Annotated in this window: 22 protein-coding genes; 10 read left to right on the forward strand and 12 right to left on the reverse strand. The window is 34.1% G+C overall.

The annotated features are described in order from the left end of the window. Nucleotides 1-42: 42 nt before the first annotated feature. The 3 genes from NWE55_RS10715 to NWE55_RS10725 form a co-directional block, all read right to left on the reverse strand. Nucleotides 43-1,659 carry an IS1182 family transposase gene (locus NWE55_RS10715; protein ID WP_258204053.1) on the reverse strand — a complete coding sequence of 539 codons (1,617 nt, stop codon included), beginning with the start codon at nt 1,657-1,659 and terminating at the stop codon, nt 43-45. Between the two features lie 126 nt (nt 1,660-1,785). Then, nucleotides 1,786-2,406, reverse strand: a complete 621-nt coding sequence (gene prfH, locus NWE55_RS10720; protein WP_155092143.1) for a peptide chain release factor H — start codon at nt 2,404-2,406, stop codon at nt 1,786-1,788. 2 nt (nt 2,407-2,408) lie between these two features. After that, entirely contained in the window at nt 2,409-3,800 is a 1,392-nt protein-coding gene (locus NWE55_RS10725) for an RtcB family protein (RefSeq protein ID WP_258204054.1), read from the reverse strand. Between the two features lie 485 nt (nt 3,801-4,285). On the opposite strand from NWE55_RS10725, the gene NWE55_RS10730 reads away from it, so the two are divergent. Beyond that, nucleotides 4,286-5,044, forward strand: a complete 759-nt coding sequence (locus NWE55_RS10730; RefSeq protein ID WP_155092145.1) for a hypothetical protein — start codon at nt 4,286-4,288, stop codon at nt 5,042-5,044. Nucleotides 5,045-5,106: 62 nt separating this feature from the next. Here the strand turns inward: NWE55_RS10730 and NWE55_RS10735 are convergent, their stop codons facing one another. Beyond that, nucleotides 5,107-5,499, reverse strand: coding sequence for an SRPBCC family protein (locus NWE55_RS10735; RefSeq protein ID WP_155092146.1), 393 nt, complete (start codon nt 5,497-5,499; stop codon nt 5,107-5,109). Nucleotides 5,500-5,521: 22 nt separating this feature from the next. After that, the gene (gene pyrE / locus NWE55_RS10740; protein WP_155092147.1) at nt 5,522-6,163 is read right to left on the reverse strand and encodes an orotate phosphoribosyltransferase; all 642 of its coding nucleotides are present in this window, start codon (nt 6,161-6,163) and stop codon (nt 5,522-5,524) included. A gap of 7 nt (nt 6,164-6,170) precedes the next feature. On the opposite strand from pyrE, the gene NWE55_RS10745 reads away from it, so the two are divergent. Then, on the forward strand, nt 6,171-6,776 hold the full coding sequence (locus tag NWE55_RS10745; RefSeq protein WP_155092148.1) for an NUDIX hydrolase: 606 nt from the start codon (nt 6,171-6,173) through the stop codon (nt 6,774-6,776). Between the two features lie 129 nt (nt 6,777-6,905). Here the strand turns inward: NWE55_RS10745 and coaD are convergent, their stop codons facing one another. Together coaD and NWE55_RS10755 are read right to left on the reverse strand one after the other, a co-directional pair. Continuing rightward, nucleotides 6,906-7,358 (reverse strand): pantetheine-phosphate adenylyltransferase, encoded by a 453-nt coding sequence (gene coaD / locus NWE55_RS10750; protein WP_155092149.1) that lies wholly within the window; start codon nt 7,356-7,358, stop codon nt 6,906-6,908. Between the two features lie 6 nt (nt 7,359-7,364). After that, nucleotides 7,365-8,348: a D-alanine--D-alanine ligase gene (locus NWE55_RS10755; RefSeq protein ID WP_155092150.1), complete on the reverse strand. Its 984-nt coding sequence runs from the start codon at nt 8,346-8,348 to the stop codon at nt 7,365-7,367. A 124-nt stretch (nt 8,349-8,472) separates the two neighbouring features. On the opposite strand from NWE55_RS10755, the gene NWE55_RS10760 reads away from it, so the two are divergent. The 7 genes from NWE55_RS10760 (at nt 8,473) to NWE55_RS10790 (ending at nt 17,431) form a co-directional block, all read left to right on the forward strand. Continuing rightward, nucleotides 8,473-9,066 (forward strand): PASTA domain-containing protein, encoded by a 594-nt coding sequence (locus NWE55_RS10760; RefSeq protein ID WP_155092151.1) that lies wholly within the window; start codon nt 8,473-8,475, stop codon nt 9,064-9,066. 25 nt (nt 9,067-9,091) lie between these two features. Beyond that, complete coding sequence (locus NWE55_RS10765) at nt 9,092-10,135, forward strand: RluA family pseudouridine synthase (RefSeq protein WP_155092152.1); 1,044 nt, start codon at nt 9,092-9,094, stop codon at nt 10,133-10,135. A gap of 199 nt (nt 10,136-10,334) precedes the next feature. After that, on the forward strand, nt 10,335-11,681 hold the full coding sequence (gene tilS, locus NWE55_RS10770) for a tRNA lysidine(34) synthetase TilS (RefSeq protein WP_230381515.1): 1,347 nt from the start codon (nt 10,335-10,337) through the stop codon (nt 11,679-11,681). Beyond that, complete coding sequence (locus NWE55_RS10775) at nt 11,678-13,681, forward strand: protein-disulfide reductase DsbD family protein (RefSeq protein ID WP_155092153.1); 2,004 nt, start codon at nt 11,678-11,680, stop codon at nt 13,679-13,681. Before tilS ends, NWE55_RS10775 begins: the two co-directional genes overlap by 4 nt. A gap of 251 nt (nt 13,682-13,932) precedes the next feature. Further along, nucleotides 13,933-14,781: a DUF2911 domain-containing protein gene (locus NWE55_RS10780; RefSeq protein WP_155092154.1), complete on the forward strand. Its 849-nt coding sequence runs from the start codon at nt 13,933-13,935 to the stop codon at nt 14,779-14,781. A gap of 183 nt (nt 14,782-14,964) precedes the next feature. Then, nucleotides 14,965-16,308: an adenylosuccinate lyase gene (gene purB, locus NWE55_RS10785; protein ID WP_155092155.1), complete on the forward strand. Its 1,344-nt coding sequence runs from the start codon at nt 14,965-14,967 to the stop codon at nt 16,306-16,308. A gap of 562 nt (nt 16,309-16,870) precedes the next feature. After that, nucleotides 16,871-17,431, forward strand: a complete 561-nt coding sequence (locus tag NWE55_RS10790; protein WP_258204055.1) for a toxin-antitoxin system YwqK family antitoxin — start codon at nt 16,871-16,873, stop codon at nt 17,429-17,431. A 10-nt stretch (nt 17,432-17,441) separates the two neighbouring features. Here NWE55_RS10790 and NWE55_RS10795 read toward each other — a convergent pair whose 3' ends face one another. The 5 genes from NWE55_RS10795 to NWE55_RS10815 all read right to left on the reverse strand — a co-directional run bounded on the left by NWE55_RS10795 (nt 17,442) and on the right by NWE55_RS10815 (nt 23,435). Beyond that, nucleotides 17,442-18,146 (reverse strand): toxin-antitoxin system YwqK family antitoxin, encoded by a 705-nt coding sequence (locus tag NWE55_RS10795; RefSeq protein ID WP_160339039.1) that lies wholly within the window; start codon nt 18,144-18,146, stop codon nt 17,442-17,444. Nucleotides 18,147-18,340: 194 nt separating this feature from the next. Then, nucleotides 18,341-19,732 carry a dihydrolipoyl dehydrogenase gene (gene lpdA, locus NWE55_RS10800; RefSeq protein WP_155092158.1) on the reverse strand — a complete coding sequence of 464 codons (1,392 nt, stop codon included), beginning with the start codon at nt 19,730-19,732 and terminating at the stop codon, nt 18,341-18,343. Between the two features lie 296 nt (nt 19,733-20,028). After that, a complete protein-coding gene (locus tag NWE55_RS10805; protein ID WP_258204056.1) occupies nt 20,029-21,783 on the reverse strand; it encodes an ABC transporter ATP-binding protein in 1,755 nt (584 codons plus the stop codon). Next, a complete protein-coding gene (truA, locus tag NWE55_RS10810; protein ID WP_160339041.1) occupies nt 21,780-22,517 on the reverse strand; it encodes a tRNA pseudouridine(38-40) synthase TruA in 738 nt (245 codons plus the stop codon). Before truA ends, NWE55_RS10805 begins: the two co-directional genes overlap by 4 nt. A gap of 102 nt (nt 22,518-22,619) precedes the next feature. Beyond that, nucleotides 22,620-23,435: a hypothetical protein gene (locus NWE55_RS10815; protein ID WP_258204057.1), complete on the reverse strand. Its 816-nt coding sequence runs from the start codon at nt 23,433-23,435 to the stop codon at nt 22,620-22,622. 517 nt (nt 23,436-23,952) lie between these two features. Here NWE55_RS10815 and NWE55_RS10820 point away from each other — a divergent pair. Continuing rightward, on the forward strand, nt 23,953-25,221 hold the full coding sequence (locus tag NWE55_RS10820; RefSeq protein WP_155092162.1) for a M64 family metallopeptidase: 1,269 nt from the start codon (nt 23,953-23,955) through the stop codon (nt 25,219-25,221). The last annotated feature ends 45 nt before the right edge of the window (nt 25,222-25,266 follow it).

Below are 25,266 nucleotides of genomic sequence, written 5' to 3' on the forward strand. Positions count from 1 at the left end.
CACCCTCTTTTGTATTATATAAAACGTTACTTTTCTCTTAGATTAAAAGTTCTTGCAATTAAAACGAGTTTTAGACTTATAATTTGTCATTTTTCGTTTATCAGTCTCTTTTTTAGGATGAAAATTGTTGTTTAAAGTCGATTTTTCTCTATTCTTAGTAAGTTTTCTTAAATTATGTGCAAGAGCCATCAGTCCAAATTCAATTTCGACCATTTCTAATCCTCTTAGAGTAAACCTAGTAAATTTGTTGTTGCTTTTTAGTTGTCCAAAAACAGCTTCTACTTCTACAGGTCTTTTACTTCTATGATATTTACCGCGTTCAGAGTTGAGTAATTCTCTAATATGTTGTTTTATTTGAACCAATCTATGATTCATAGAGACTGTTCTGTTTTCTGCTGCTTTATTACATAGCTCTTTTAACGAGCATTTCAAGCAGTTAGAAGCTTGATACAGATGTATTTTTGACGCAAAACCAGTGGTGGTGTATTTAGTACTACTTCCAATATTAGGTAGCTTTTCTCCATTTGGACATAAGATGTAATCAAACAATTTATTGTAGTAAAGATTGTGTTGTAGAAAAGGGTTGTTCTTCCAAGCTCTTTTCTGTTCCATATGAAAATAATTAAATTTCACATAGGGCGTTATTTCTCTTTCAAGTAAATACAGATAATTCTCTTCGCTACCATACCCAGCATCTGCTACAACTTCTTTACTTTGTTGTGCATAGGTTTGTTCAAAAGTCTCTAGATGATTGATTAAGGTAGTGGTGTCAGTTGATTTTTGTGCAATAGTATAATGTGTAATAAATTGATTTTCAGTACTTATTTGAGTATTGTAGGCAGGTTTAAGTTGCCCGTTTTTCATGTGATCTTCTTTCATTCGCATAAAAGTAGCATCTGGATCTGTTTTACTATAACTATTTCGAGTACCTAAAGTTTCTAGTTGTTGTTCGTATTTTTGCAAGCGAGGTAAATGCTCGTCTTCTAACTGTTTGAGCTGTTTAGCTGTAGGTTTGGGTAGGTCTGCCCTATGTTTATTTAACTGAGTCACTTTTTCTTTAAGCTCTAAACTATCAATATTTTTGGAACAGTGTTCTTTTGCGAGTTCACTTTGATCCTGTTTGATTTGACCCTCTATTTCTGTGAGAACATCTTGAATTTTTGTTTCTAATTTAGCCTTGTTTTTCTCCACTGAACCACGCCATACAAAGGTGTATCGGTTAGAGCTAGATTCAATTTTTGTTCCATCAATATATTGAACTTGTAAACTAACATATTGTAATTCTTGTAACAGACGAACCACATCTGCAAAAAGCTGATGGATTTGACCTTTCAATCGCTTAGCGCGAAAATAATTAATCGTGCGATGATCAGGCAAGCTATTACCAGATAACCACATAAAATAAATGTTCTCCGTCAAAGCCCGTTCAATCTTACGCGATGAATAAATATTATTGAAATAGGCGTAGAATAAGACTTTTATCATCATACGGGGATGATAACTGGTGGTCCCTCCTCCTTTGTATTGACTTAAAATAGAACTAATATCTAACTCATCAACAACAGCATTGATAAGACGAACAGGATGGTCTAGAGGAATTTTAGAAAAAATATCTTCAGGAAATAGACTCGGCGATTTTAAACTTTCAGATTTGAACATTATATTTGTCTTTCTTATTGTTTGGTTGCACCTTGAAGATAATTATTTTTGAGGACAAACAATGAAAAAACCCCGCCTTTTTTAGACGGGGTTTTGTTTTTTAGGCTTTTTAGACAGCCTCTTTGTTTATTTAAGATCGAATTTTATACCTACAAATGTTTTAATCGGATTACCTCTTTCAACTTTTGTTTGGTTTAGCCACGTATTTTTTTCATGTAACTTGACTTCTTTTAATGCCATATTCTGAAGTTTTTCTAAAAGTCTTTCTGTAGCTAATTTTTTATTTTGGTGCTGTGATCTACTATCCATAACCAGTATTGTAATACCAGTAGGAATATGCGTAGCTCGGACAGCTGAGCTAACTTTGTTGACATGTTGTCCACCGGCTCCAGAGCTGCGTACAGCTTGGTATTGAATATCACTATCTGCGATAGGAATATCGCTTATTTGATTGTTTTCAAAAATACCTATATACCAATTCTTTCTTTTGTGATTAGGTCTAAAGGGACTTGTACAAATCCACTGTATAGTACCCAACCAATTTGCTAAGAATGAATCCACTACAGTAGTGGATCCTTCTAATTCAATGAAATTAGATGAGTCATAACTATCTATTTCACTTTCAATTCGCCTTGTTTTAATATTGGACTCAACAGCGGCGTCTATAAAAAGCTGTGCGATTTTCTTAACGGCAAAATCACACTCTTGAGGACCTCTACCTGATGTAATCTGAATAACTTTTGCCATAATTACTTATCCATTCTTACAAATTTTGGGGTAAAGCTTCCCAATACTTTTACTAATTCGCTTTGAGCTTGCATTACTGCATTGATGTTTTTATAAGCCATTGGGGCTTCATCTACACTACCTCCTATAAGCTGTACGCCAGTAGAACTAAGTTCTTTTTTAATCTCACTCTTGGTAAACTTCTGTTTACATGCCGCGCGTGAGTGTAGGCGTCCTGCTCCATGAGAGGCAGAATTTAAGCTCTCTGCATTTCCCAGACCTTCGACTATATAGCCATTAGTAGTCATAGATCCCGGTATTATTCCCAATTGTCCTTCTGCAGCAGGAGTAGCCCCTTTGCGGTGAACAATTAATTCTTTGTTGTTAATGACTTCTTTCCAAGCGAAGTTATGATGGTTTTCTATGGTGAAAGCTATCTGCTTACCTAATGCTTTAGCAATGCGACGGTGTATATCATCGTGGCAAGCTTTTGCGTAATCTCCTGCAAGATTCATGGCTAACCAATACTCTTGTCCATCATGTGTGTTGAGGTCTAACCAAGCTAAATGCTGAGCATTGCTTGGTAGGGGACATTGTTTAGTCGCTAAGTATGTATAATGTTTAGCGATGTTTGCCCCTAATCCTCTTGATCCGCTATGTGAAAGAACTGCAATATATTCTCCAGGCTCGAGTTTCCACTCAGGTTTAGTCTCTGTCAATCTGACGATGCCAAACTCTACAAAGTGATTACCACCACCTGATGTTCCCAATTGTTTATAAGCTTTGTCTAATAAACCTTTGACAAAGGGGATATTCTTAAATTCATCTCTACTGAATACCTCGTGATCAGCTTTTATTTTATGTGTCTCGTACATACCGAATTTAGTGTGTTCTGACAAAATGTTTAGTAACTGATGGTCTTTACCTTTTAGGAAATTAGCAGGTAAATTAAAGACTGACATACTCATGCGACAGCCTATATCTACTCCAACTCCATAAGGGATAACTGCGTTATCAGTAGCTAATACCCCGCCTATAGGTAAACCATATCCATAGTGTGCGTCAGGCATTAGTGCCCCCTGTACTGCTACAGGTAGTTTTAAAGCAGTGAACAGTTGATACTTCGTCTGTTCGTCAATAGCATCTTCCCCATAAATAGAGAACGGAACTCTATTGGTATTGAGTTGATGTTTTTTGACTTCTACTTGTTTGATCATACTCTCTGCTACTTTTCCCCAGATACCATCTCCTATAAAAGATTCAGGATTCTGTAGTACAAGTTTAGCTTCTTCAAGTATGCTGTTTTTATTCTCTTTTTTCTTATATCTATTTACTTGCCCTAAGGCGATGTTTATGGTATTATTTTGAGGAAACCCTATTTTAATAAAGTCTCTCCCAGAAAGTTTCCTTCCCATGATGTAAAATTTAAATTGACTAAATGCTCAGTCCATGTATATAGGACTGATTTGATTTTTACTGAAGATCTTTAGCATCTATCAGTCAATTCGGGGTTAATCTCGTTAAGGGTCCGGAATAAACAAAAAAAAGCCCGAATCAATCTTCGGGCTTTTCTATTATATGTAAAATTTAGATATTTTAGATAAAAGTAGCACGAAGACACACCCCAGCAATCCCTGCTGATGCGAATGATGTAGAAGTATAATTTAGTACAAACATTGTTCTTCGTTTTTAATGGTTAAACTTTATTTCGTTGCAAATATTCAGTAAAATATTTGAATTGTGCAAGGAAAATAAACAGTATTTAAAAAAGAACAATTTGTGTGTAGTTTATTTTAATGCGTCGAGATAAGATCAAAGTGTATTTAAAAATGGAAATAAATGATAAAATTGATTTTAAGGGCAACTAAGCCTTATATTTGTGTATCTAAAAAATAAAAAAATGAGAAAGATTTCTTTATTATTGTTAGGCATTTTGCTAACAACGTTTCAATCATGTGTAATGAAAGAGGAGATACATGTGAGTAAAAAAGGAAAAGTAGACTATGCTTTTAATATAAACTTTTCTGAGCTTTTGAAGGTCTCTCCAGGTGCGAGTAAAAGCATGGGAAAAGATATTGATAATGCAATTGATTTTTTTAATGGACAGGAGCTTACAATAGATCAGTATTTGGATATTATTTTAGCTAAGGAAGATAACGCAGCATTTAAGAAAGATAGTTTAAAGGCTGCTCATCCAGATATATTTGCGAATTTAGAGAATCTACGTATGCAGTTTACTGTAAACGACAGTATAGGAGATATTTCTTTTAAGATAGATTCAAAAGACGTAACAGAGTTGAATAATGCTTTGAAAGGATTAGAACAGATAGGTAAATTGACAGGAAAAAATGATAAAGCAGCTAAAGAGAGTTTAAGTGTAAACTCTGTTATAAGCGATAAAACTTATTACGAGTTTAAAAATAATGTATTTGAGAGAAAGGTAAAGCCAAGTAATAAGGAAGGGGAGAAACCGACGATGGAAGGGATGGAACAAATGTTCACTTATGTAATGGTAGTTAGCTTTGACAAAAAGATTAAATCAGTATCCTATGATGATGCTAAAATTAGCAAGGACGGTAAAAGTTTTACTAAAGAGATTAAGATGGGGGATATCATAAAGGACCCGAGTGTACTCGGCTATACAGTAGAATTGAAGTAAAGTATACCTATAAAAAAACCGAACAATATTGTTCGGTTTTTTTATAGGTATACTAAAATAGATTATAGCTTATTCATGTTTCCAGCTAAAGCTTCGATAAATTTTCCGATAGGACCCTTTACCATCATTGCCATCATTGGATTGAAACTTCCTTCGAATTGAAGTTGGATTTCAGAATTATTGGCATCTATTTCTGTGATATTTCCCGTTAATGTAAAAGGAAGTTTATCGCTTGCTGCTCCTAAGATTACTTTAGAGTTTGGCGTTTGTTCTTTCTTTTTTAATTTGATTTCAGGCATTCCTTTTAGTGCGAAAATAAAAGAATCATCACCCGTAACTTCAAATTTAGCTATAGACTCAGGCATTAATTTTTCAAAATTTTTAACGTCCGTTAATGCGTTAAAGATATATTCAGCTGATTTAGCTACGCTTACTTTTGGGCTTTCTAAGTTCATATAGTCTAGTTTTAGAATATTATTATTGATTCCATTCTGCAGGATTCTTTCTCCACTCTTGTAATGTGTCTAAATCACCGTCAGAAATATATTTTTGATTTACTGCGTTTTCTAATAAAGAAGAATAGTTGCTTAATGTTGTTAGTTCTATTCCTGCATTTTTAAAGTTATCTTCTGCTACTTGAAATTCATACGTAAAGATAGCAGCCATCCCCAAGATATTTGCACCATTTTCCTTTAGTGCTTCTACAGCTTGTAAACTACTTTTTCCTGTGCTGATTAAGTCTTCAATTACTACAACTGTTTTTCCGGCTTCTAATTGACCTTCGATTTGATTTTGTCTTCCGTGTTTTTTTGGTTCAGGACGAACATATACAAATGGTAATTCTAAGGCTTCTGCTACTAAAAGACCAATACCTATAGCACCAGTTGCAACACCAGCGATAACATCTGGTTTGCCATATTTAGCTACGATATTCTCAGCAAACTCTTTTTGCAAGAATTTTCTGATCTCAGGATAAGACAATGTAATACGGTTGTCACAATAAATTGGAGATTTCCATCCTGAAGCCCAAGTAAAAGGATTTTTAGGATTTAATTTAATTGCGTTAATTTGCAGAAGCGACTCGGCAGTTTTGTGTGCTGTTTCTTTATTAAAAATCATAATACAAATGTATAAAGTTTTTGTAAACGACAAACCATTGTTCTTAACAGATAAAATCGAGAAAGAAACCGATTTTCAACTGTTCTTATTAGATAGTGTCGATATTGACAAAATTATCATTAAATATTTTCAAAATAAAATCGATAAGGCTTTTTTATATCATCCGGATGAAAAACAGATCTTGAAAAAGATTAAAGAGAAGATTCCAGTACAAAAAGCTGGAGGCGGAGTCGTTTTTAATGATAAAGGTGAAATACTGTTTATTCTGCGTGGAGGAAAATGGGATTTACCTAAGGGAGGAGTTGAAAAGAATGAAGAAATGGAAGAAACTGCTATGCGTGAGGTGGAAGAAGAAACTGGCGTATCTCAATTGAAAATTATTAGAAAGCTTCCTAAAACTTATCACATTTTTAAGCGAAATGGCAAGTATAAGTTGAAAATTACAACCTGGTACGAAATGAAGAGTTCTTTTGAAGGCGAATTAGTTGGTCAAATAGAGGAGGGGATAGAGCAAGTTGCTTGGTTAAATAAAGAACAGATTCGCGAGGCTATGGATAATTCGTATGAGAATATTAAGTTGTTAATTCACGAGTTAGGAGTTTTAGAAGATTAAGTTTTATTTCGCAATATATGTTTGGTCTTTGATAATACGGAGTAATCTCTTAGTGTTACAACAACAAAAAATAAAAAGCCCTTTGATAAAAATGAATTCAAAGGGCTTTCTTATTTCTTTATTAATGAATTATAACTTGACAGTAGAGGGTACTAATTTAGAATAGTCTCCTTTGTTTCGTATTACATCTCGCACAATACTTGAGCTAATGAAAGAGGTGCTTGCTGCCGTTAGTAAAAACACGGTTTCTAACTTAGTTAAGAATCGATTGGTATGTGCAATGGCTTTTTCAAACTCAAAGTCAGCAGGGTTTCTCAATCCTCTAAGAATGAATTGCGCATCTACTTTAAAGCAGAAGTCAGTAGTAAGACCTTCATAAGTAGCAACTTTTATTTTTGGTTCATCTTTGAATGTTTCTTCAATAAAATGTTTTCTCTCTTCTAATGAAAACATGTATTTCTTATCAGAGTTAACACCAATAGCAACAATTATTTCATCAAATAAGGGTAAAGCTCTTTTAATAATATCACAATGACCATTGGTTATAGGATCAAATGATCCAGGTAGTACAGCTCTTCTCATTTCTTATTATTTTAAGTGGTTTTGTAAAGCTATAACAATTGCATTATCAAACAAGTCAGTTAATGATATATTAGCTTCTTTCGCTTGTTTAGGTAAAATACTTTCTCTTGTTAAGCCTGGTACTGTATTCATCTCAAGTAGAAAAGGAACACCATCTACAATAATAAACTCACTACGAGAGAAGCCATCCATATTTAGTATCTTGTAAATACGAGAAGCAATATCTTCAACTTTTCGCTGTGTAACTTCGTCAATTCTTGCAGGAGTAATCTCTTGCGATTTACCAAGGTATTTTGCTTCATAATCAAAAAAGTCATTTTCTGAAACAATCTCGGTTATTGGAAGGACAGTTACTTCTCCTTTGTATTTGATCACACCAACAGAAACTTCAGTACCATTTAAGAAACTCTCAATGATAATCTCGTTATCTTCTTTATAGGCGATATCAATTGCCTTTAAAAGTTCTTCAGATGTTCTAACTTTAGATATACCGAAACTTGATCCTGATCGATTAGGTTTAACAAAGCAAGGTAAACCAACTCTTTGGATTATTGTTTCAGTATCAATTTTATCACCTAAATTCAAATAGTAAGAAATAGCTGTTTTTATGCCAAAAGGTTTTAGAACAGATAACATATCTCTTTTGTTCATTGTTAAGGCTGCTTGGTAGAAATCACAAGAAGTATGAGGTAAGTGAATTAAGTTAAAGTATGCTTGAAGTAAACCATCCTCTCCAGGCGTTCCGTGGATTGCATTGAATACAACATCAAATGTTATCTTTTTACCTTGGCAGTTTGTAGAGAAATCATTTTTATCGATAGGGTATTCTTGTTTGTTTTCATCTACATACACCCATTTGTCTTTTAGAATATGTATTTTATAAGGGATATATTTAGTTCGATCTAAGCTTTCATATACTACTTGACCACTTGCCAAAGAGATTTCCCATTCACTTGAGTAACCTCCCATAACAATAGCTACATGCTTCATACTTAATGATTTTAATGTTAGGTGTTAATTTATTTTTCTTACCTATGGATTCAAACAAATTTATAATAAAACATAGAAACAAAAAATGTTTTCGATTTTATATCTTTGCCTAAAATCAATAGTTATGAAATTATTAAAGTTTTTTACTAGTAAGGCATTTTGGGTATCAGTTATTGTAGCCGTTTTACTTGTAGTAATTGGAGCTTATTTGGCTCTACAATGGCTTGGAAAGACAACTAATCACGATCAGAAAATAGCAGTACCGAATATTGGTAAATTGACGAGTGAGCAAGCGATTAAGGTATTAGAAGAAAGTAAACTACAAATGGTAGTGCTTGATACTCTTGACTTTGATAAGAATGTTCCTCCTTTGTCTATAGTAGAACAAGATCCGAAGGCGAATAGCTTTGTAAAGGAAAATAGAAAGATTTATGTAAAAATTAATGCTGCTACTTATAAAGATGTAATTGTGCCAAATCTTAGTGAGTTGACTTATCGTCAAGCATTGACTACAATTGTTTCTTTGGGATTAAAAGAGGGGAAAAAGTCTTACCGTACTTATATCGGTAAAGATGTTGTGTTACAAGTTTTGCAAAATGGCAAAGAGTTGAAACAAGGTGATAGAATTAAAAAGAATTCAGTGATAGACTTTGTTTTAGGTGACGGACGTGCTACTTTATCAGAAGAAGAATTAGATGTTGCACCTGAGATTGAATAATTAAGAGAATTATAGATAATATTAAATGCAAGAAAATAACGCAGATATGTTTGAAGACTTTGATGAAGAGTTATTTGAACATTATAGATTTGAAGCAGGAAAAGGACAAGCTCCTTTGCGTGTTGATAAGTTTTTAATGAACTTAGTTGAGAATGCGACTCGAAATAAAATTCAGCAAGCTGCAGCTAATGGAAATATCTTTGTCAATGATGAACCTGTAAAATCTAATTATAAGGTTAAGGCTAATGATGTAGTGCGAGTTTTGATGAAGCAACCGCCTTTTGAAAATATTATTATTCCTGAGAACATCCCTTTAAATATTGTATACGAAGATGATACAGTTTTAGTAATCAACAAAGAACCTGGTTTAGTAGTACACCCTGGTCATGGGAATTACACGGGAACTTTAGTTAATGCTTTGGCTTATCACTTTGAAAATCTTCCATTAAATAGTAGTGAAAGACCTGGTTTAGTACACCGTATTGATAAGGATACAAGTGGATTATTGGTAATTGCTAAAACAGAATGGGCAATGGCTGATTTACAAAGGCAATTTGCTGAAAAGACAACAGAAAGAGAATATGTAGCTATTGTTTGGGGAAATGTGGAGCAGGAGGAAGGTACTATTGAAAGTTATATCGGCCGTCATGTAAAAGACCGCATGCAAATGGCTGCTTTCGATGATGAAGAAAAAGGTAAATGGGCAGTAACTCATTACAAAGTACTTGAGAGATTAGGGTATGTTACTTTAGTAGCTTGTAAATTGGAAACAGGTCGTACTCATCAGATTAGAGTACACATGAAGCACATTGGTCATACTTTATTTAATGATGAACGCTATGGAGGACATTTAATATTAAAGGGGACTACCTTTACTAAATATAAGCAGTTTGTAGAGAATTGCTTTCAAATTTTACCTCGTCAAGCTCTTCATGCTAAGACATTGGGATTTGAACACCCAGTGACAAAAGAATTTATGAGATTTGATTCGGAGGTACCTCAAGATATGCAACAGTGTATTGAAAAGTGGAGAAATTACGCTCATAATTCAATTCACGACTTAGAATAGTAAAAAAACAAAAGCTGTATCAGAAAAGATACAGCTTTTTTTTATGTTTTTTTCTGTTATTTGTTAAAGATATGATAGTAATTGTTTGTATTCTATTTGTGTTTTATAAATTTACGCTTATAAGCAAAAAATAGATATTAGGTTTTTAATAGAATGTATTTATATTAGTAATTATTTTTTATTGAAAACCCTGTTTATTTTGGATATAAAAATTAATAAAGTAAAAATGTTAGAGGATTTTAAACAACATTTTAAAGAGAGGTTTGATTACTTGAATAATAAACAGTTATTAATAGCTGTAAGTGGAGGTATTGACAGTGTCGTTTTATGTTACTTATGTAAGATGTGCGAGATACCCTTTACGATGGCACACTGTAATTTTCATCTAAGAGCAGAGGATAGCATTGAAGATCAGGTGTTTGTTGAGCATTTAGCAAAGCGCTTAGGTGTAGATGTTTTAGTAAAGGAATTTGATACAGAAACCTATGCAAATAACAATAAAGTGTCAATCCAAATTGCTGCAAGAGAATTGAGGTATAATTGGTTTGAGTCTTTAGTAGTGGAAGGGAAGTATGATTATTTGTTGACAGCGCATCATTTAGATGATTCCATAGAGACTTTTTTAATTAATTTCTCGAGGGGGACAGGCGTTGAAGGTTTGCTGGGTATTCCTGAAGTTAATGCCTACATCGTACGACCTCTATTGATTTTTACAAGGGATGAGATCAATCAGTTTGCCTTAGAGCACAATATTCAATGGAGAGAAGATTATACGAATGCGCAAACGAAGTATTTGAGAAATAAGTTTCGAAAATTAGTCGTGCCAATTCTCAAGGAGATTAATCCACAATTTTCAAATAGCTTTTTGGATACAATTAGCAATTTGAGTGATACAAATCAATTAGCAAAAGACGCAATAGATTTTGCTTTTAGTAGAGTTGCTCGATACCAAGAAGATGGTAGTATTATTTTTTTAATAGATGAAATAAAGAAATTATCTTCGCCAAAAGCTTATTTATACGAGATGCTTAAGCCTTTTGGTTTTACTGCTTGGAAGGATATTATCCATCTTTTAGAAGCTAAAAGTGGTAAAGTGATTTATGCAAAAGAGTATATCCTGTTGAAGGATAGAAGTGTTTTTGTGTTGCAAAAAAGAACAGAATTAGAGAAGAATAAAGAACAAATATATTATTTAGAAAAAGGAGAAGAATTGAAGTATCCAATACAAATTAAAACTTTGCCATATAATGGAGGTGATTTAGTCGTCGATTCAAATACGATTTTAGTAGATGAGGCTATGCTAAAATTTCCATTGGTAATTAGAAAATTTGTTGAGGGTGATAGGTTTATCCCTTTTGGAATGAAAGGAACTAAGAAGGTAAGTAAGTATTTTAAAGACGAGAAGTTTAATCAGTTTGAGAAAGAAAATACTTGGCTTTTGTGTTCAGAAAATGAAATTGTATGGATTATTGGTAGTCGAATGGATGAACGATTTAAGATAAAAAGTACAACTACAAACATTATTAAAATACAGATAACAGTATGAGAAAATTAGCTTATTTGCTACTTCTATTAGTGTCGACAATTACTGTACAGGCGCAGATGATGAAGAATCCTGCCGTATGGACGACAAAGATAGAGAAGGAGTCAGACACAGAGTACACAATCACATGGAATGGTGTTGTGGATGAGGGCTGGCATTTATACTCTCAGTTTACATCAGAAGGTGGAGCTCTACCTTTGGCTTTTACCTATAATAACTTGGAGGGGAACTATGTTCTAAATGGACCAACTACAGAAAGTGAAACTGTAAAGGAATACAACGATATATTTGAAGTAGATGAAACCTATTTTGTAGGTCCAATTACCTTAGTTCAAAAGATTACATTGACGAATCCTGAAACTTCGAATATTCAGGTTGAAATGGAATATCAAGTGTGTGAGGAAGTGTGTATTTCACAAAGTAATTTGTTCGTCTATGACCTAAAAACCTTAGCTTCAAAAGAGGTTGCTAACTTCGAGGAGTTTGAACTTGGTAATAAAGCAGAGGCTTCTTCTGAGATTAAAGCAGGTGATTCTTCTTCTAAGGATGCTATAGAAAGCAATAAAAAACAAGAGAATAGAGGATTATTTACCATATTTATTTTATCGTTTTTCTCTGGTTTTGCAGCATTATTGACACCTTGTGTGTTCCCTATGATTCCTATGACGGTTAGTTTCTTTACAAAACAAAGTAAAACTCGTGCCAAAGGAATCAAGAATGCTATCATTTACGGAGTATCAATTATCCTAATTTATGTAATCTTAGGAACTATTGTTACTGCTTTGTTTGGAGCTGATTCTCTGAATGCGCTTTCGACAAATGTTTATTTTAATATCATCTTCTTCTTGCTATTAGTTGTTTTTGCTACTTCTTTCTTAGGGGCATTTGAAATTATGTTACCTAATTCATGGGCAAATAAAGTTGATTCGCAAGCAGATAGAGGAGGATTAATAGGTATAGTATTTATGGCATTAGCTTTGGCTATTGTTTCGTTTTCATGTACAGGGCCTATTGTAGGAACACTATTAGTAGAAGCGGCTTCTAAAGGAGGTTTAGCACCTGTTATAGGTATGCTTGGGTTCTCTTTAGCACTAGCATTGCCATTTATGCTTTTTGCTATGTTCCCAGGTTGGTTAAACTCAATGCCTAAATCGGGTGGATGGTTAAACACAGTGAAGGTTTCATTGGGATTCTTAGAGTTGGCTTTAGCATTTAAGTTCTTGTCAAATGCAGATCTTGTATTGCAAGCACATTATTTAGAAAGAGAAGTGTTTTTAGCAATATGGATAGCCATATTTGGTGCTTGGGCATTATATCTATTTGGTAAAATTAAATTGCCACATGATTCACCTTCAGACAATATATCAGTAGGTAGATTATTTATGGCTTTATTGGTTTCTATATTTACTATTTATATGGTTCCAGGATTATGGGGAGCTCCATTGAAAATTATATCAGGATTCCCACCTCCATTAACTTACGCTGAAAGTCCTTATGGTGTTGGCGGAGGAAAAGGTGGTTCTAATTCAGGAGCTACTTTGGGAGAACTACCTGATGGGGCTAAATTAGGAGCTCATGACATTGTTGCTTTTACAGATTATGAAAAAGGATTGGCGTATGCTAAATCTATAAACAAACCTGTTTTATTAGATTTTACTGGATTTGCATGTGTTAACTGTCGTAAGATGGAAGATTACGTATGGTCAGATCCAGCTGTATTATCTATCCTAAAGAATGAAGTTGTCTTAATTTCATTGTATGTTGATGACCCTAAAAAATTGCCAGAGAGCGAGCAATATATATCAGATACAAGTGGTAAGAAAGTAAAGACGATTGGAAATAAATGGAGTGATTTCCAAATGAAACATTATCACGCTAATGCACAACCGTATTATATCATACTTGATACAGATGAATCGCGTTTAAGTGATGCTGTTGGATATATGCCAGATGTAGAAGAATATAAGACATGGTTAAAAACAGGAATTAGTAAACACAAGTAATCTTTGGATTATTTAACGATATGAGAAAGCCCTTGAGATTTGATTTTCAAGGGCTTTATTTTTTGTTTTTTCTTTTCATTTGCTTGTGTTTTGAGAAAATTTTAAGATATAAGTTAATATCTTTGAAAGGCTCATAATTAGTGTTATATGGTATAATACTACAATTAATAGGCTACTTTTTGGTTTCTATAGTACTCACATTACTAATGATAGAAATTCAATTAATAAAAATACTTTAAAACGCTATTTTAATGAAGAAGAGTTTAATTATTACAGCTTTTGCTATGTTTACTTTAGGTACTTCATATGCACAAGTACACACTCCACCTACCAGTACTAAATCAGAGATTCATCAAGTGGTTGGATTAACCGATGTGAAAATAGATTATTCAAGGCCTAATATGCGAGGTCGTTTAATTTACGGTGATTTAGTTCCTTATGGTCGTCGTTGGAGAACAGGAGCAAACATGAATTCTGTCATTACTTTTGGCAATGATGTCGTGATTGATGGGAAAACACTTAAAAAAGGTTCTTATGCCATTTTCACTGTTCCGAAAGTTGAAGAATGGGAAGTAATATTTTACAGTGATACAAATAACTGGGGATTACCTGAGAAGTGGGATGATTCAAAAGTTGCTTTGACAACAAAGGTGAAAGTGATTAATTCCAATAGAAATTACGAGACATTTACCTTGGCAATTAACAACGTAAATATAGACTATGCAGATCTTGAGATTATGTGGGAGAAAACAGTAGTTCCTGTTCGCTTCAAAGTACCAACGGATCAGTTAGCGATGGAAACGATAGACGAGACATTTGCAGGGCCTAAGATTGTTGATTATTACGCTGCTTCGGAGTATTATTATTTAACCAATAAAGATTACAACAAGGCTTTAGATTGGATCAATAAGGCAATTGAAAAGTCAGGAGAGCAAATACCTTATTACTTTGTTCGCCTAAAATCGCAAATTCAAGCTAAGTTAGGTGATAAGTTAGCTGCTGTAGAAACTGCCAAATGGGCATTAGAGTTAGCGGAAAAAGCGAATAACCTTGATTATATCAAGATTAATAAAGATGCGATTAAAGAATGGTCAAAATAGATATAAGACAGCTTAGGCTGTCTTATTTTGTTTTAAAATATTCATTATAAACTATTTTGCTACAAAGATAGAGCTGGGAAACATTTGGCTTCTTACATTAAAAGATGATTAGAACTGTGTTTTTTTGTTTTACTTTTTTTGGTATTGTCCTATCTTTGTTGCTTAACAACACTTTCTAAAATTATGCTTACACCATTAAATGCTATATCGCCTATTGACGGGCGTTATCGTAGCAAAACAGAAAGCCTTGCTGCTTACTTTTCAGAAGAGGCTTTAATTAAGTACCGCGTATTAATCGAAGTAGAGTATTTTATTGCTTTATGCGAACACGGTATTCCGCAGTTGAAAAATGTATCAGCAGATTTATTTCCTGAATTGCGCAAACTCTATCAAAACTTTACTACTGAAAACGCACAGTGGATTAAAGATAAAGAGAGTATAACTAATCACGATGTCAAGGCTGTTGAGTATTTTATTAAGGACGCATTTGATCGTTTAGGTTTAGAGCAATATAAAGAGTTTATTCATTTTGGATTGACTTCACAAGACATTAATAATACGTCTATTCCCTTATTGACCAAAGAGGCTTTCCACGATGTATATATGCCTTTATTTATTAAGGTGGTAAACAAGTTAAAAGAGTTAGCAAAAGAGTGGAAAGATGTTCCAATGTTGGCTCGTACGCATGGACAACCTGCTTCTCCAACGCGTTTAGGAAAGGAAATATTTGTTTTTGTTGAGCGTTTGGAAGAGCAACTTAGACTAATCCAAAATGTCCCATTTGCTGCTAAGTTTGGTGGTGCCACAGGAAATTTTAACGCGCATCACGTTGCATATCCTACGCATAATTGGAAACAGTTCGGAACTGATTTTGTGGAGCTAACATTAGGGCTAAAACATTCTTTTCCAACAACACAAATCGAGCATTATGACCATTTTGCTGCTTTCTTTGACGGATTAAAGCGCATCAATAATATTCTAATTGACTTAGATAGGGATATATGGACTTATGTCTCTATGGATTACTTTAAACAAAAGATTAAAGCAGGGGAGATTGGTTCTTCTGCAATGCCTCATAAAGTGAACCCTATTGATTTTGAAAACTCTGAAGGAAACTTGGGGATTGCCAATGCAATCTTTGAACACTTAGCGGCTAAGTTACCGATATCACGTCTACAACGTGATTTAACTGACAGTACTGTTTTGCGCAACATTGGAGTACCTCTTGGGCATACGCTTATTGCATTTGAATCTACATTAAAAGGATTGAACAAATTATTGCTTAACGAAACAAAGTTTGCGCAAGATTTAGAAAACAATTGGGCAGTAGTGGCAGAGGCAATTCAAACGATATTGAGAAGAGAAGGTTATCCTAATCCTTATGAAGCTTTGAAAGATTTGACTCGTACCAATACAGTGATTAACAAAGAGTCTATTCACTCATTTATAGATACACTTGCTGTGTCAGAAATGATTAAAGAAGAATTAAAACAAATTTCACCTGCTAATTACCTTGGAGTAGAATAACGATAAGGAAAGAGTTTAGCAGTGTGCAAGATTGAATATGTAAAGCGAACCTATTGAAGTATAAAATAGGTTCGCTTTCTTTTTTATTTATATACTTACCTTTTTATACGATTTGGCTTTTTTGTTACCTATAAAGCCTAATGTGATTAACAAAAGTGATATCGTTGAACTTAGAATATTTAATTCGTCTTTAAAGATGACTGAATCAACATTCTTTACAAACAATATCACGCCGACGACCAGCACAAAAAACGCCATGGTCTTTAATAAATTTAGGTTTGTCCGACCCATATTCTCAATATTTTTTTGGTTAACATTCACTAAATGTACTAAATAAAATAGTATGTTCAAAGGCACTAGAAGGTATAGTGCTGATATTTTTACTGTTTGAAGTCTGACGCTATCTAAATTTGGTTTGTTTTCTAACAAATTGATATGTACTGTCTTGTAATTAATAAAGATGATAATCTATCCCGTTCAATATTGGATTAAAGGACAGTGATTTGTACCTTTGTGACTTCGCATTTTTAGATATAGTAGTAAAATTTAGTCAATTGTAGTAATGAGAATAATCTATCTAATGATCTTTTTCTTTTACCTGATAGGAAACGTTCAAGGTCAAACTTTAAAGGAAAAGTATGGTGCTAACATCGACAGTAAAGAGATTCTGTCATATTATTCTACGGGAGAGGTAAAAGAGGTTATTGTTGGCATAGAAGGAAGTAATTTGAATGTAAAGAAAACCTTTTATGAGCATGGCGAGCTACAAGAAATTCAAGAACAACACGACGGTGTAAATCATGGTAAGGTTGAGGCTTATTCAGATAAAGGAATACTTGTTTGTGAAGGAAACTATGTTCAGGGTCAACTGGAAGGAGAGTTAAAGTATTACAATGATAAAGGAGAGCTATTTACGAGTATTATGTATAGAAATAACCTAAAGAATGGCGTTACAAAAATATATAAGGATGGTAAACTACTAAGTGAGTTTACCTTTGTTGATGGTCAGTTGGATGGCATGGTAAGGCTGTATGGGGAAGATGAAAAGGTGATTAGTGTCTCCCACTACAAGCAAGGCAAGCAGATTGATAAGATAGTTGTAGCTATCTTATTTAAGCCCTGACTGGGCTTTGCTAATCATAGTCCATATAAGGGATTAAGCTGATAGGTTCTGAACCAAACATATAGGATAGTTTTGTCGAGATAGCATTGTCTATTTGTTTATTTTTTTTAAATACTTTGATGTCTTTTCTATAGAAATCATTGACTTGAGTACATGAAAACATTAGGCTACCATTGTCATAATACTTTTTAAAAGGACCTCTGTTTTTTCCATTTTGTACAGTCATTTCCATTATTAATATCCCTTTTGGATTAAATATCTTTATTGGTCCATGCAGTACTCCATTTTCGAAATACTGTTCTCTTGCTAATACACCGTTTTTGTAATAGGCGAGTTGTTGACCATGTAAGCGTCCTTCGATTTGATTGATGACAATCTGTATATTTCCATTTTGAAAGTACTCTGTACATTTGCCGTGTGGTTGGTCATTTTTATAGAAGCCTTGACATTCTATTTGACCATTTGGGTAATACATAGTATGAGGGCCTACTAATTGATTATTGCTATAAACCCCTTTCATTTCTAATTCCCCTGTATCGTAATAATTTGTGTAAACTCCTTCTTTGCGCCCTTCTTCGTAGTTGTACAATTGGAATAACATACCATTTTCATGATATTCTTTGTGCTCTCCATGTAATATATCATTGACAAAGTATCCTTCTATCTTGATATTCCCATTTGGGTAATATTCGATTGTGTGTAATCCGTTTTTCATTTTTTTTATCAAGGTAATACTTATTTTCAAAATCTGAGCGAAGTGTACAAATATTTGATAGTTAGATTTCTTATGTTCCTTAGGATAGGTTTAGGGCGAAGAAATTCAGAACAATGAGTATAGGGGAAATTAAGGAAGATAAAAAAACGGGCTACTTTAAGGTAGCCCGTTTGTATTTTAATTGATTTTGATTCTTATAAGTGGATTACTTCTCCGTAAGCATCAGCAACAGCTTCCATTACAGCCTCACTCATTGTAGGGTGTGGGTGTACTGCTTTTAAGATTTCGTATCCAGTAGTTTCTAATTTACGTGCAACTACTGCTTCAGCGATCATATCAGTTACTCCAGCTCCAATCATGTGACATCCTAACCACTCTCCATATTTAGCATCAAAGATAACTTTTACAAATCCATCAGGAGTACCTGCAGCTTTTGCTTTACCAGATGCTGAGAATGGGAATTTTCCTACTTTGATTTCATATCCAGCTTCTTTTGCTTTTTTCTCTGTCATACCAACAGAAGCAATTTCTGGAGTAGCGTAAGTACATCCAGGAATATTACCATAATCTAATGGCTCAACATGGTGTCCAGCAATTTTTTCTACACATAAGATACCTTCAGCAGAAGCAACGTGTGCTAAAGCTTGTCCAGGTACAACATCTCCAATAGCATAGTATCCAGGGATATTTGTTTGGTAGTATTCGTTTACTAAGATTTTATCTCTATCTGTAGCGATTCCTACATCTTCTAATCCAATATTTTCAATGTTTGTTTTGATACCTACTGCAGACAATACGATATCAGCTTCCAAAATTTCTTCTCCTTTAGATGTCTTAACGGTAGCTTTTACTCCTTCACCAGTTGTATCTACTTTTTCAACAGAAGCATTTGTCATGATTTTGATTCCTGCTTTTTTCAATGAGCGCTCGAATTGTTTTGAGATATCCTCATCTTCTACAGGAACGATATTTGGCATAAACTCAACAATAGTAACATCAGTTCCCATTGAGTTGTAGAAATAAGCAAACTCTACTCCGATAGCTCCCGAACCAACAACAATCATTTTCTTAGGTTGTTGAGGTAAAGTTAATGCTTGACGGTATCCGATTACTTTTTTACCATCTTGTGGCAAGTTTGGCAATTCTCTTGAACGTGCTCCAGTTGCGATGATGATGTGATCTGCAGAGATCTCACTTACCTTACCATCTTTATCTGTAACTTCTACTTTCTTTCCTGGTTTTACTTTTCCAAAACCATCGATGATTTCGATTTTATTCTTTTTCATTAGGAATTGAACACCTTTGCTCATTCCATCTGCAACGCTACGTGAACGTGCTATTACTGCATTGAAATCCTTGTCTACCTCACCATTGATTGTCAATCCATAATCAGATGCGTGTTTAAGGTATTCAAATACTTGAGCAGATTTTAATAGTGCTTTTGTAGGAATACACCCCCAGTTTAAGCAGATTCCACCTAAGTTTTCTTTCTCTACTACCGCAACTTTAAAGCCTAACTGAGAAGCTCTGATTGCAGTCACGTAACCTCCAGGGCCACTTCCTAAAACAATAATATCGAATTTCATATGTATATATTTCTATATTTAATGCTACGAAAATACAGATTTATTTTTGTACTTAAAACTTTCCCATTGAAAAGTTGAATAGTGGACAATTAATGAATTGTAAGTGTAGCAGCTACTATCTATTGGATTGTTGTAATATATAAATAAAACCCTTGTTTTTTTTGACAAAATGTGAAAAAAACAAGGGTTTTTAAGTTAGCTTTTTTAGCTAAGTTATTTTTGTGACTTTTATTTAAAACTTTAGAACTTAAGGTTCTACTATTTAGCTTTTGGATAGAGAAACTCTTTTTAAAATACTATTCTTCTACTGCCATTTTGAATTGTGATTCATATAGATTTCTATAGTATCCATTTTCAATTTGCAAGAGTTCGTGATGTGTACCTTTCTCTACGATGAGTCCTTTGTCCATCACAATGATTTGATCTGCATTGACAATTGTTGCCAAGCGGTGAGCAATGATTATAGACGTTCTATCTTGCGTTAGATATTCGGTTGCCTTTTGAAGTAGTTCTTCAGAATGAGTGTCAATCGAAGAAGTAGCTTCATCTAATATCAAGATACTTGGATTACTTACATAAGCTCTTAGAAAGGCAATTAATTGTCGTTGCCCAGACGAGAGCATTACTCCTCTTTCTTTTACATTGTAGTCATATCCTCCTGGCAGACTCATGATAAAATCGTGTATCCCTATTTGCTTAGCCGCATTTTCTACTTGCTCTCTGCTAATAGCTGGATTGTGCAAAGTAATATTATTGAAGATAGTATCACTGAATAAAAATACATCTTGTAACACGACAGCGATTTGTCTGCGTAGAGAAGCTAACGTAAATTCATTGATATCCGTATTGTCTATCCGTATCTCTCCACTGTCAATATCATAAAATCGATTTAGTAAATTGATAATTGTCGATTTACCTGCTCCAGATGACCCTACAATTGCTACCGTATTACCTGGAGGGATGTGTAAGGTGATTCCCTTTAATACTTCGACTTCTTGTATATAGCTAAAGCGGATATTGTTTAACTCAATCTCTCCATTGAATTGAGGAGCTATTTTAGTTCCACAATCATTCATCTGTTCATCCGTTTCTAATACATCGAATACTCTTTCTGCCGCAATGATTCCCATTTGCATGACGTTAAATTTATCAGCAATTTGCCTCAATGGATTAAACAACATTGTGATTAGCATTGTGTAGGCAAATAAATCTCCAAATGTTGTTAGGTTGTCTCCCTGTACAATTGACATTCCTCCATACCAAATCACAAAACCTAAGGTCAGTGAAGAAACAATATCAGCGATAGGGAAAAAGATAGAGTTGTAAAGTATATTTTTTAGCCAAGCCTGGTTGTGCTTTTCATTTATTTTCTTGAACTTTTCATATTCGATATGCTCACGAGTAAACAATTGAACGATTTTCATACCTGTTAATCGCTCTTGTACGAATGTATTCAGGTTTGAAATCTGCGTTCGGACTTCCTGAAAGGCAGACTTCATCTTTAATTGAAATATTCGCGTTGCATAGACAAGGATAGGCATGGCAACCAAAACAATTAGACTCAGTTTCCAGTTCATGTAAAACATAAAAGCCAAAACGACAAACATTTTTAGAACGTCACTGACAATCATAAAAAGTCCTTGACTAAAAATACTCGCGATCGATTCAATATCAGATACAGATCTGGTAACGAGTTTTCCTACTGGTTCATTGTCAAAATAGCGCATGCGAAAACTAACAATCTTGTCAAAGAGTTTTTCGCGAATATCTTTGACAATATCTTGTCCTAACCAACTTGCCCAATAAGAGAAGTAAAATTGAGACAATACTTCGCCTATAAGGACAACTGCCATAAGCAAAACGTACATTAAGAGTCCTTCTTGATCTCTTGTTTGCACATAGCTATCTACTGTTTGCTTTACCATATATGGACGAACAGCAGCAAAGATTGATAGCGTAATCGCAAACACGATTACCCAGTTAAAACGTCTTTGATAAGGTTTTGCGTAGCTTAATATTTTTTTTAGTGATAGTGATTTCAGTCGTTTCATAGATAAGGATAACTTACTTTTGTTAAAAATAATCCTTTACCAGGGACAGAGAATCCCGCTTGACCTCTATCTTTACTTTCAATGATTTTGCGTACGTCATTCACAGTTATTTTCTCTAGACCTACATTGACCATAGTACCGACAATAGCTCTAACCATATTGCGCAAAAAGCGATTTGCCGAGATGGTAAAAACTAATCTATTGTGATCGATGAGTTTCCATTCAGCTTGGTAGATAGTACAATTAAAAGTGAATACATCTGTATGTGTTTTTGAAAAACACTCAAAGTCTTCATACTCAAACAAAACTTTAGCCGCTTCGTTCATTAGATCAACATTCAATGGCTTGAAGTGGTAAAAACTTTGACTGTTGCAAAAGGCATCTTTATATAAATGTATATGATATTCGTATGTGCGAGCAGTAGCGTCAAAACGCGCATGTGCCTGATCATCGACAGGGTGAATATTATAAACGACTATGTCCTCTGGTAAAAATGAATTCATTTTTTGAATCAAAGAATTTTTGTCAAAGTCTGCTTCATAGTCAAAATGAGCAAACATTTGCTTAGCGTGAACTCCAGCATCTGTGCGACCTGCACCTATTAATTCTATAGGTGTACGCAAAAGTGTAGAAATAGCTCTTGTGAGTGTTTCTTGTACTGTTTTCGCGTTAGGTTGTAATTGCCAGCCGTGATAATGTGTTCCGTTGTAAGAAAATTCTAAAAAATATCTCAAAATAAATCTATTGTTTTTTACAAAGAGCAAATATACTTCAAAATCACGAGTAGGTTGTTTATGTTATTATAAAATTAGAAATAAGGTAGGGGTGCAAAACTTTTATAGCACTGTAATAAAATTAGACGATACCCAGCCTCTGATATTTTGTGACTCATTGTGAATAGCATGTAGAGTATAGTTTGTTGATAGTTGTTGAGATTCGACTTCTACATAATACCATTTGCGTTCTTCACTATAGCGTTCACCTAAGATCTTAATGTTTGAATTTTTCTTTAACTTTCCGAAAAGGTTGTCTGAGAAGTAATTGTAGAAATCATCGCTATCTGGATATTTATTTTCTACAGAAGGATAAATGCGAAGGTTGTATGCTTCGTTCTGAACTATTCCCCATGACTTGTTCTGTATTAACTCGCTATATTGGATGTCTGATTCAGGAATGTCAAGGTTTGCTATTGCGTAATTTTCTTTGACCGTTGCGCCTTCTTCATTTAACTCAAGAACTACATTTCCCATTAATGGGCTTTCACCACAACAGCTTGTTTCTGTATAAGTAATCGTATGGAAACGAGGAGATAGATAAAAATTGTTAAAGTAACTCGTTGTCACAAGGGTATAGTTTTCTTCATACTTGTCGTAGTAAAATAAGAAAAAACAATCTTGTTCTCCATAAGCTAATATATAGAGTAGGTCCTTTTTAGATTTAGTGATTCGAGTATACGTTTTAGTGTAACCTGCCATATAGCTATCTCCTACAAGCTCATCAAAATAACGATCAATATCTTTTTCATTTTTAAAGGTGTATTCTGCTATTCTCGTCTGGTAATGCTCATCATAGAAGGTGTTTATTTGGGCATTAGAAGGTATGTAAGAGAAAATAAAGAGAAGTGTAAGCCAGATAAAATGTCCTGTTTTCATATTTTTTGACTTAAAGGTAGTGAAAAAAAGGAAAATGATTTACCATTAATTGTTTGATAGTAGGTGGATTAGAACTGTACTATTTCTTTGTTTTCGTTATAAGTAGTTAGGTGTCGATAGCATAGTGATAGAAAGTTGATAGGATAGTGGTCGCATCTTTTTAGCACAAAAGTATGCGACCACTATGGCATCACTATGCGACCACCATGCGACCACTTCCTATATTGTTCTAATATAGTTTGTCTCGTCCTAATATAGCTGTACAGCTATTGTTTATAATCCTACTTTTAACTGTACATTTGGTTTTATAATCCTATTATAACTATACAGGTACTTGTTGTTCTTTTTTGTTGGTATAGTAATTCTTCTATCTCTTATTGGTATTTAAAACTGTACAGTTTTTTCAGGACGGGTCATGTATGTGATTTTTTAAAACAATAATGTTTATTTTTACCCAAACTGTGATAACATACAATCACAGTGATTAACTAATTAACCTAACTATAATTATATAAGAATGAAGAAATTATTCGTGTTATTGGGCTTGTTTGTTGGCTCACTTGGATATGCACAAGATTTTAATCAGTATTTTGAAGATAAGACACTGCGTTTAGATTATGTATTTGGAGGAAATAGCGAAAGGCAATTTATTTTATTAGATGAGTTAATTTCTTTGCCTTCATGGGCTGGGCGTACACATAATTTAGGAGAGAATGCCTTAAAGGGAAATGGACAAGTACGCGTATATGATGAAAAGACCAATACGTTGATCTATACGAACAGTTTTAGTACACTATTCCAAGAGTGGTTATCTACAGAGGAGGCACAGAAGACTACTAAGAGCTTCGAGAATGTGTTTTTAGTTCCGTATCCAAAAAGTAATGTGCGCATTGAGTTGGTGTTGTTCGATGCAGATGGCAAGGAAAAAGACAAGTTAGTGCACCAGGTGGATCCTACAGATATATTAATCCATGCAAAGGGAGCTAAGGATGTGACTAAACATGAATATGTACACAGAGCCAAGGATAATTCAAAAGCGATTAATGTTGCCTTTGTAGCAGAAGGGTTTAAAGAAGAAGAAATGGGCAAGTTTATGGATGCTGTGAAGGTTTCTATTGAGCAATTAGTTGCCCACAAACCATTTGATAAGTTTGCAGATAACTTCAATTTCATTGCAGTTCAGAGTGTTTCAAAGGATTCAGGGGTAAGTGTTCCACGAGAAGGAGACTGGAAGAAAACGGCTATAGAGTCTAACTTTGATACTTTTTATTCGGAGCGTTATTTGACGACGAATAGAATTAAGAAGTTACACGATGTATTAGCGGGGATTCCCTATGAGCACATTATTATTTTGGCTAACACAGATGTATATGGTGGAGGTGGAATTTACAACTCATATACTTTGACAACGACGGGACACAAAGATTTTAAACCTGTAGTAGTACACGAGTTTGGTCATAGTTTTGCGGGTTTAGCCGATGAGTATTTTTATCCAAATGACGTATTGAGTGATTTGATTTCCAATCAGACAGAACCTTGGGAACAGAATATTACTACATTAGTTGATTTCGATAGCAAGTGGAAAAAGATGTTGAAGAAAGGAACGCCAATTCCAACTTTAGAAAAGGACAATAAAAAATTCCCTTTAGGGGTGTACGAAGGGTTAGAAGGGCGCAAGATTTACAAAGGGACACTTGATTGTAGAATGAAGACAAATCAGTATCCTGAGTTCTGCCCTGTTTGTCAGCATGCAATAGAAGAATTAATTTTGTTTTATACAGAGTAATAAAGGTATAACCTCTCTTTAAGGGAGGTTGTTTTTTTGTAAAAA

The sequence above is a fragment of the Myroides albus genome (assembly GCF_024722315.1).
Lineage (GTDB): Bacteria > Bacteroidota > Bacteroidia > Flavobacteriales > Flavobacteriaceae > Flavobacterium > Flavobacterium album_A.

What these genes read in the sequence shown, in the direction of transcription:
- NWE55_RS10790 (WP_258204055.1), top strand. Translation starts at nt 16,871, where the DNA reads ATGAGAATAATCTATCTAATGATCTTTTTCTTTTACCTGATAGGAAAC.
- purB (WP_155092155.1), top strand. Translation starts at nt 14,965, where the DNA reads ATGCTTACACCATTAAATGCTATATCGCCTATTGACGGGCGTTATCGT.
- NWE55_RS10715 (WP_258204053.1), bottom strand. Translation starts at nt 1,659, where the DNA reads ATGTTCAAATCTGAAAGTTTAAAATCGCCGAGTCTATTTCCTGAAGAT.
- NWE55_RS10755 (WP_155092150.1), bottom strand. Translation starts at nt 8,348, where the DNA reads ATGAAGCATGTAGCTATTGTTATGGGAGGTTACTCAAGTGAATGGGAA.
- NWE55_RS10805 (WP_258204056.1), bottom strand. Translation starts at nt 21,783, where the DNA reads ATGAAACGACTGAAATCACTATCACTAAAAAAAATATTAAGCTACGCA.
- NWE55_RS10820 (WP_155092162.1), top strand. Translation starts at nt 23,953, where the DNA reads ATGAAGAAATTATTCGTGTTATTGGGCTTGTTTGTTGGCTCACTTGGA.
- NWE55_RS10725 (WP_258204054.1), bottom strand. Translation starts at nt 3,800, where the DNA reads ATGGGAAGGAAACTTTCTGGGAGAGACTTTATTAAAATAGGGTTTCCT.
- NWE55_RS10780 (WP_155092154.1), top strand. Translation starts at nt 13,933, where the DNA reads ATGAAGAAGAGTTTAATTATTACAGCTTTTGCTATGTTTACTTTAGGT.
- lpdA (WP_155092158.1), bottom strand. Translation starts at nt 19,732, where the DNA reads ATGAAATTCGATATTATTGTTTTAGGAAGTGGCCCTGGAGGTTACGTG.
- NWE55_RS10775 (WP_155092153.1), top strand. Translation starts at nt 11,678, where the DNA reads ATGAGAAAATTAGCTTATTTGCTACTTCTATTAGTGTCGACAATTACT.
- pyrE (WP_155092147.1), bottom strand. Translation starts at nt 6,163, where the DNA reads ATGATTTTTAATAAAGAAACAGCACACAAAACTGCCGAGTCGCTTCTG.
- NWE55_RS10765 (WP_155092152.1), top strand. Translation starts at nt 9,092, where the DNA reads ATGCAAGAAAATAACGCAGATATGTTTGAAGACTTTGATGAAGAGTTA.
- prfH (WP_155092143.1), bottom strand. Translation starts at nt 2,406, where the DNA reads ATGGCAAAAGTTATTCAGATTACATCAGGTAGAGGTCCTCAAGAGTGT.
- coaD (WP_155092149.1), bottom strand. Translation starts at nt 7,358, where the DNA reads ATGAGAAGAGCTGTACTACCTGGATCATTTGATCCTATAACCAATGGT.
- NWE55_RS10795 (WP_160339039.1), bottom strand. Translation starts at nt 18,146, where the DNA reads ATGAAAAACGGATTACACACAATCGAATATTACCCAAATGGGAATATC.
- NWE55_RS10815 (WP_258204057.1), bottom strand. Translation starts at nt 23,435, where the DNA reads ATGAAAACAGGACATTTTATCTGGCTTACACTTCTCTTTATTTTCTCT.
- NWE55_RS10730 (WP_155092145.1), top strand. Translation starts at nt 4,286, where the DNA reads ATGAGAAAGATTTCTTTATTATTGTTAGGCATTTTGCTAACAACGTTT.
- NWE55_RS10735 (WP_155092146.1), bottom strand. Translation starts at nt 5,499, where the DNA reads ATGAACTTAGAAAGCCCAAAAGTAAGCGTAGCTAAATCAGCTGAATAT.
- NWE55_RS10760 (WP_155092151.1), top strand. Translation starts at nt 8,473, where the DNA reads ATGAAATTATTAAAGTTTTTTACTAGTAAGGCATTTTGGGTATCAGTT.
- NWE55_RS10745 (WP_155092148.1), top strand. Translation starts at nt 6,171, where the DNA reads ATGTATAAAGTTTTTGTAAACGACAAACCATTGTTCTTAACAGATAAA.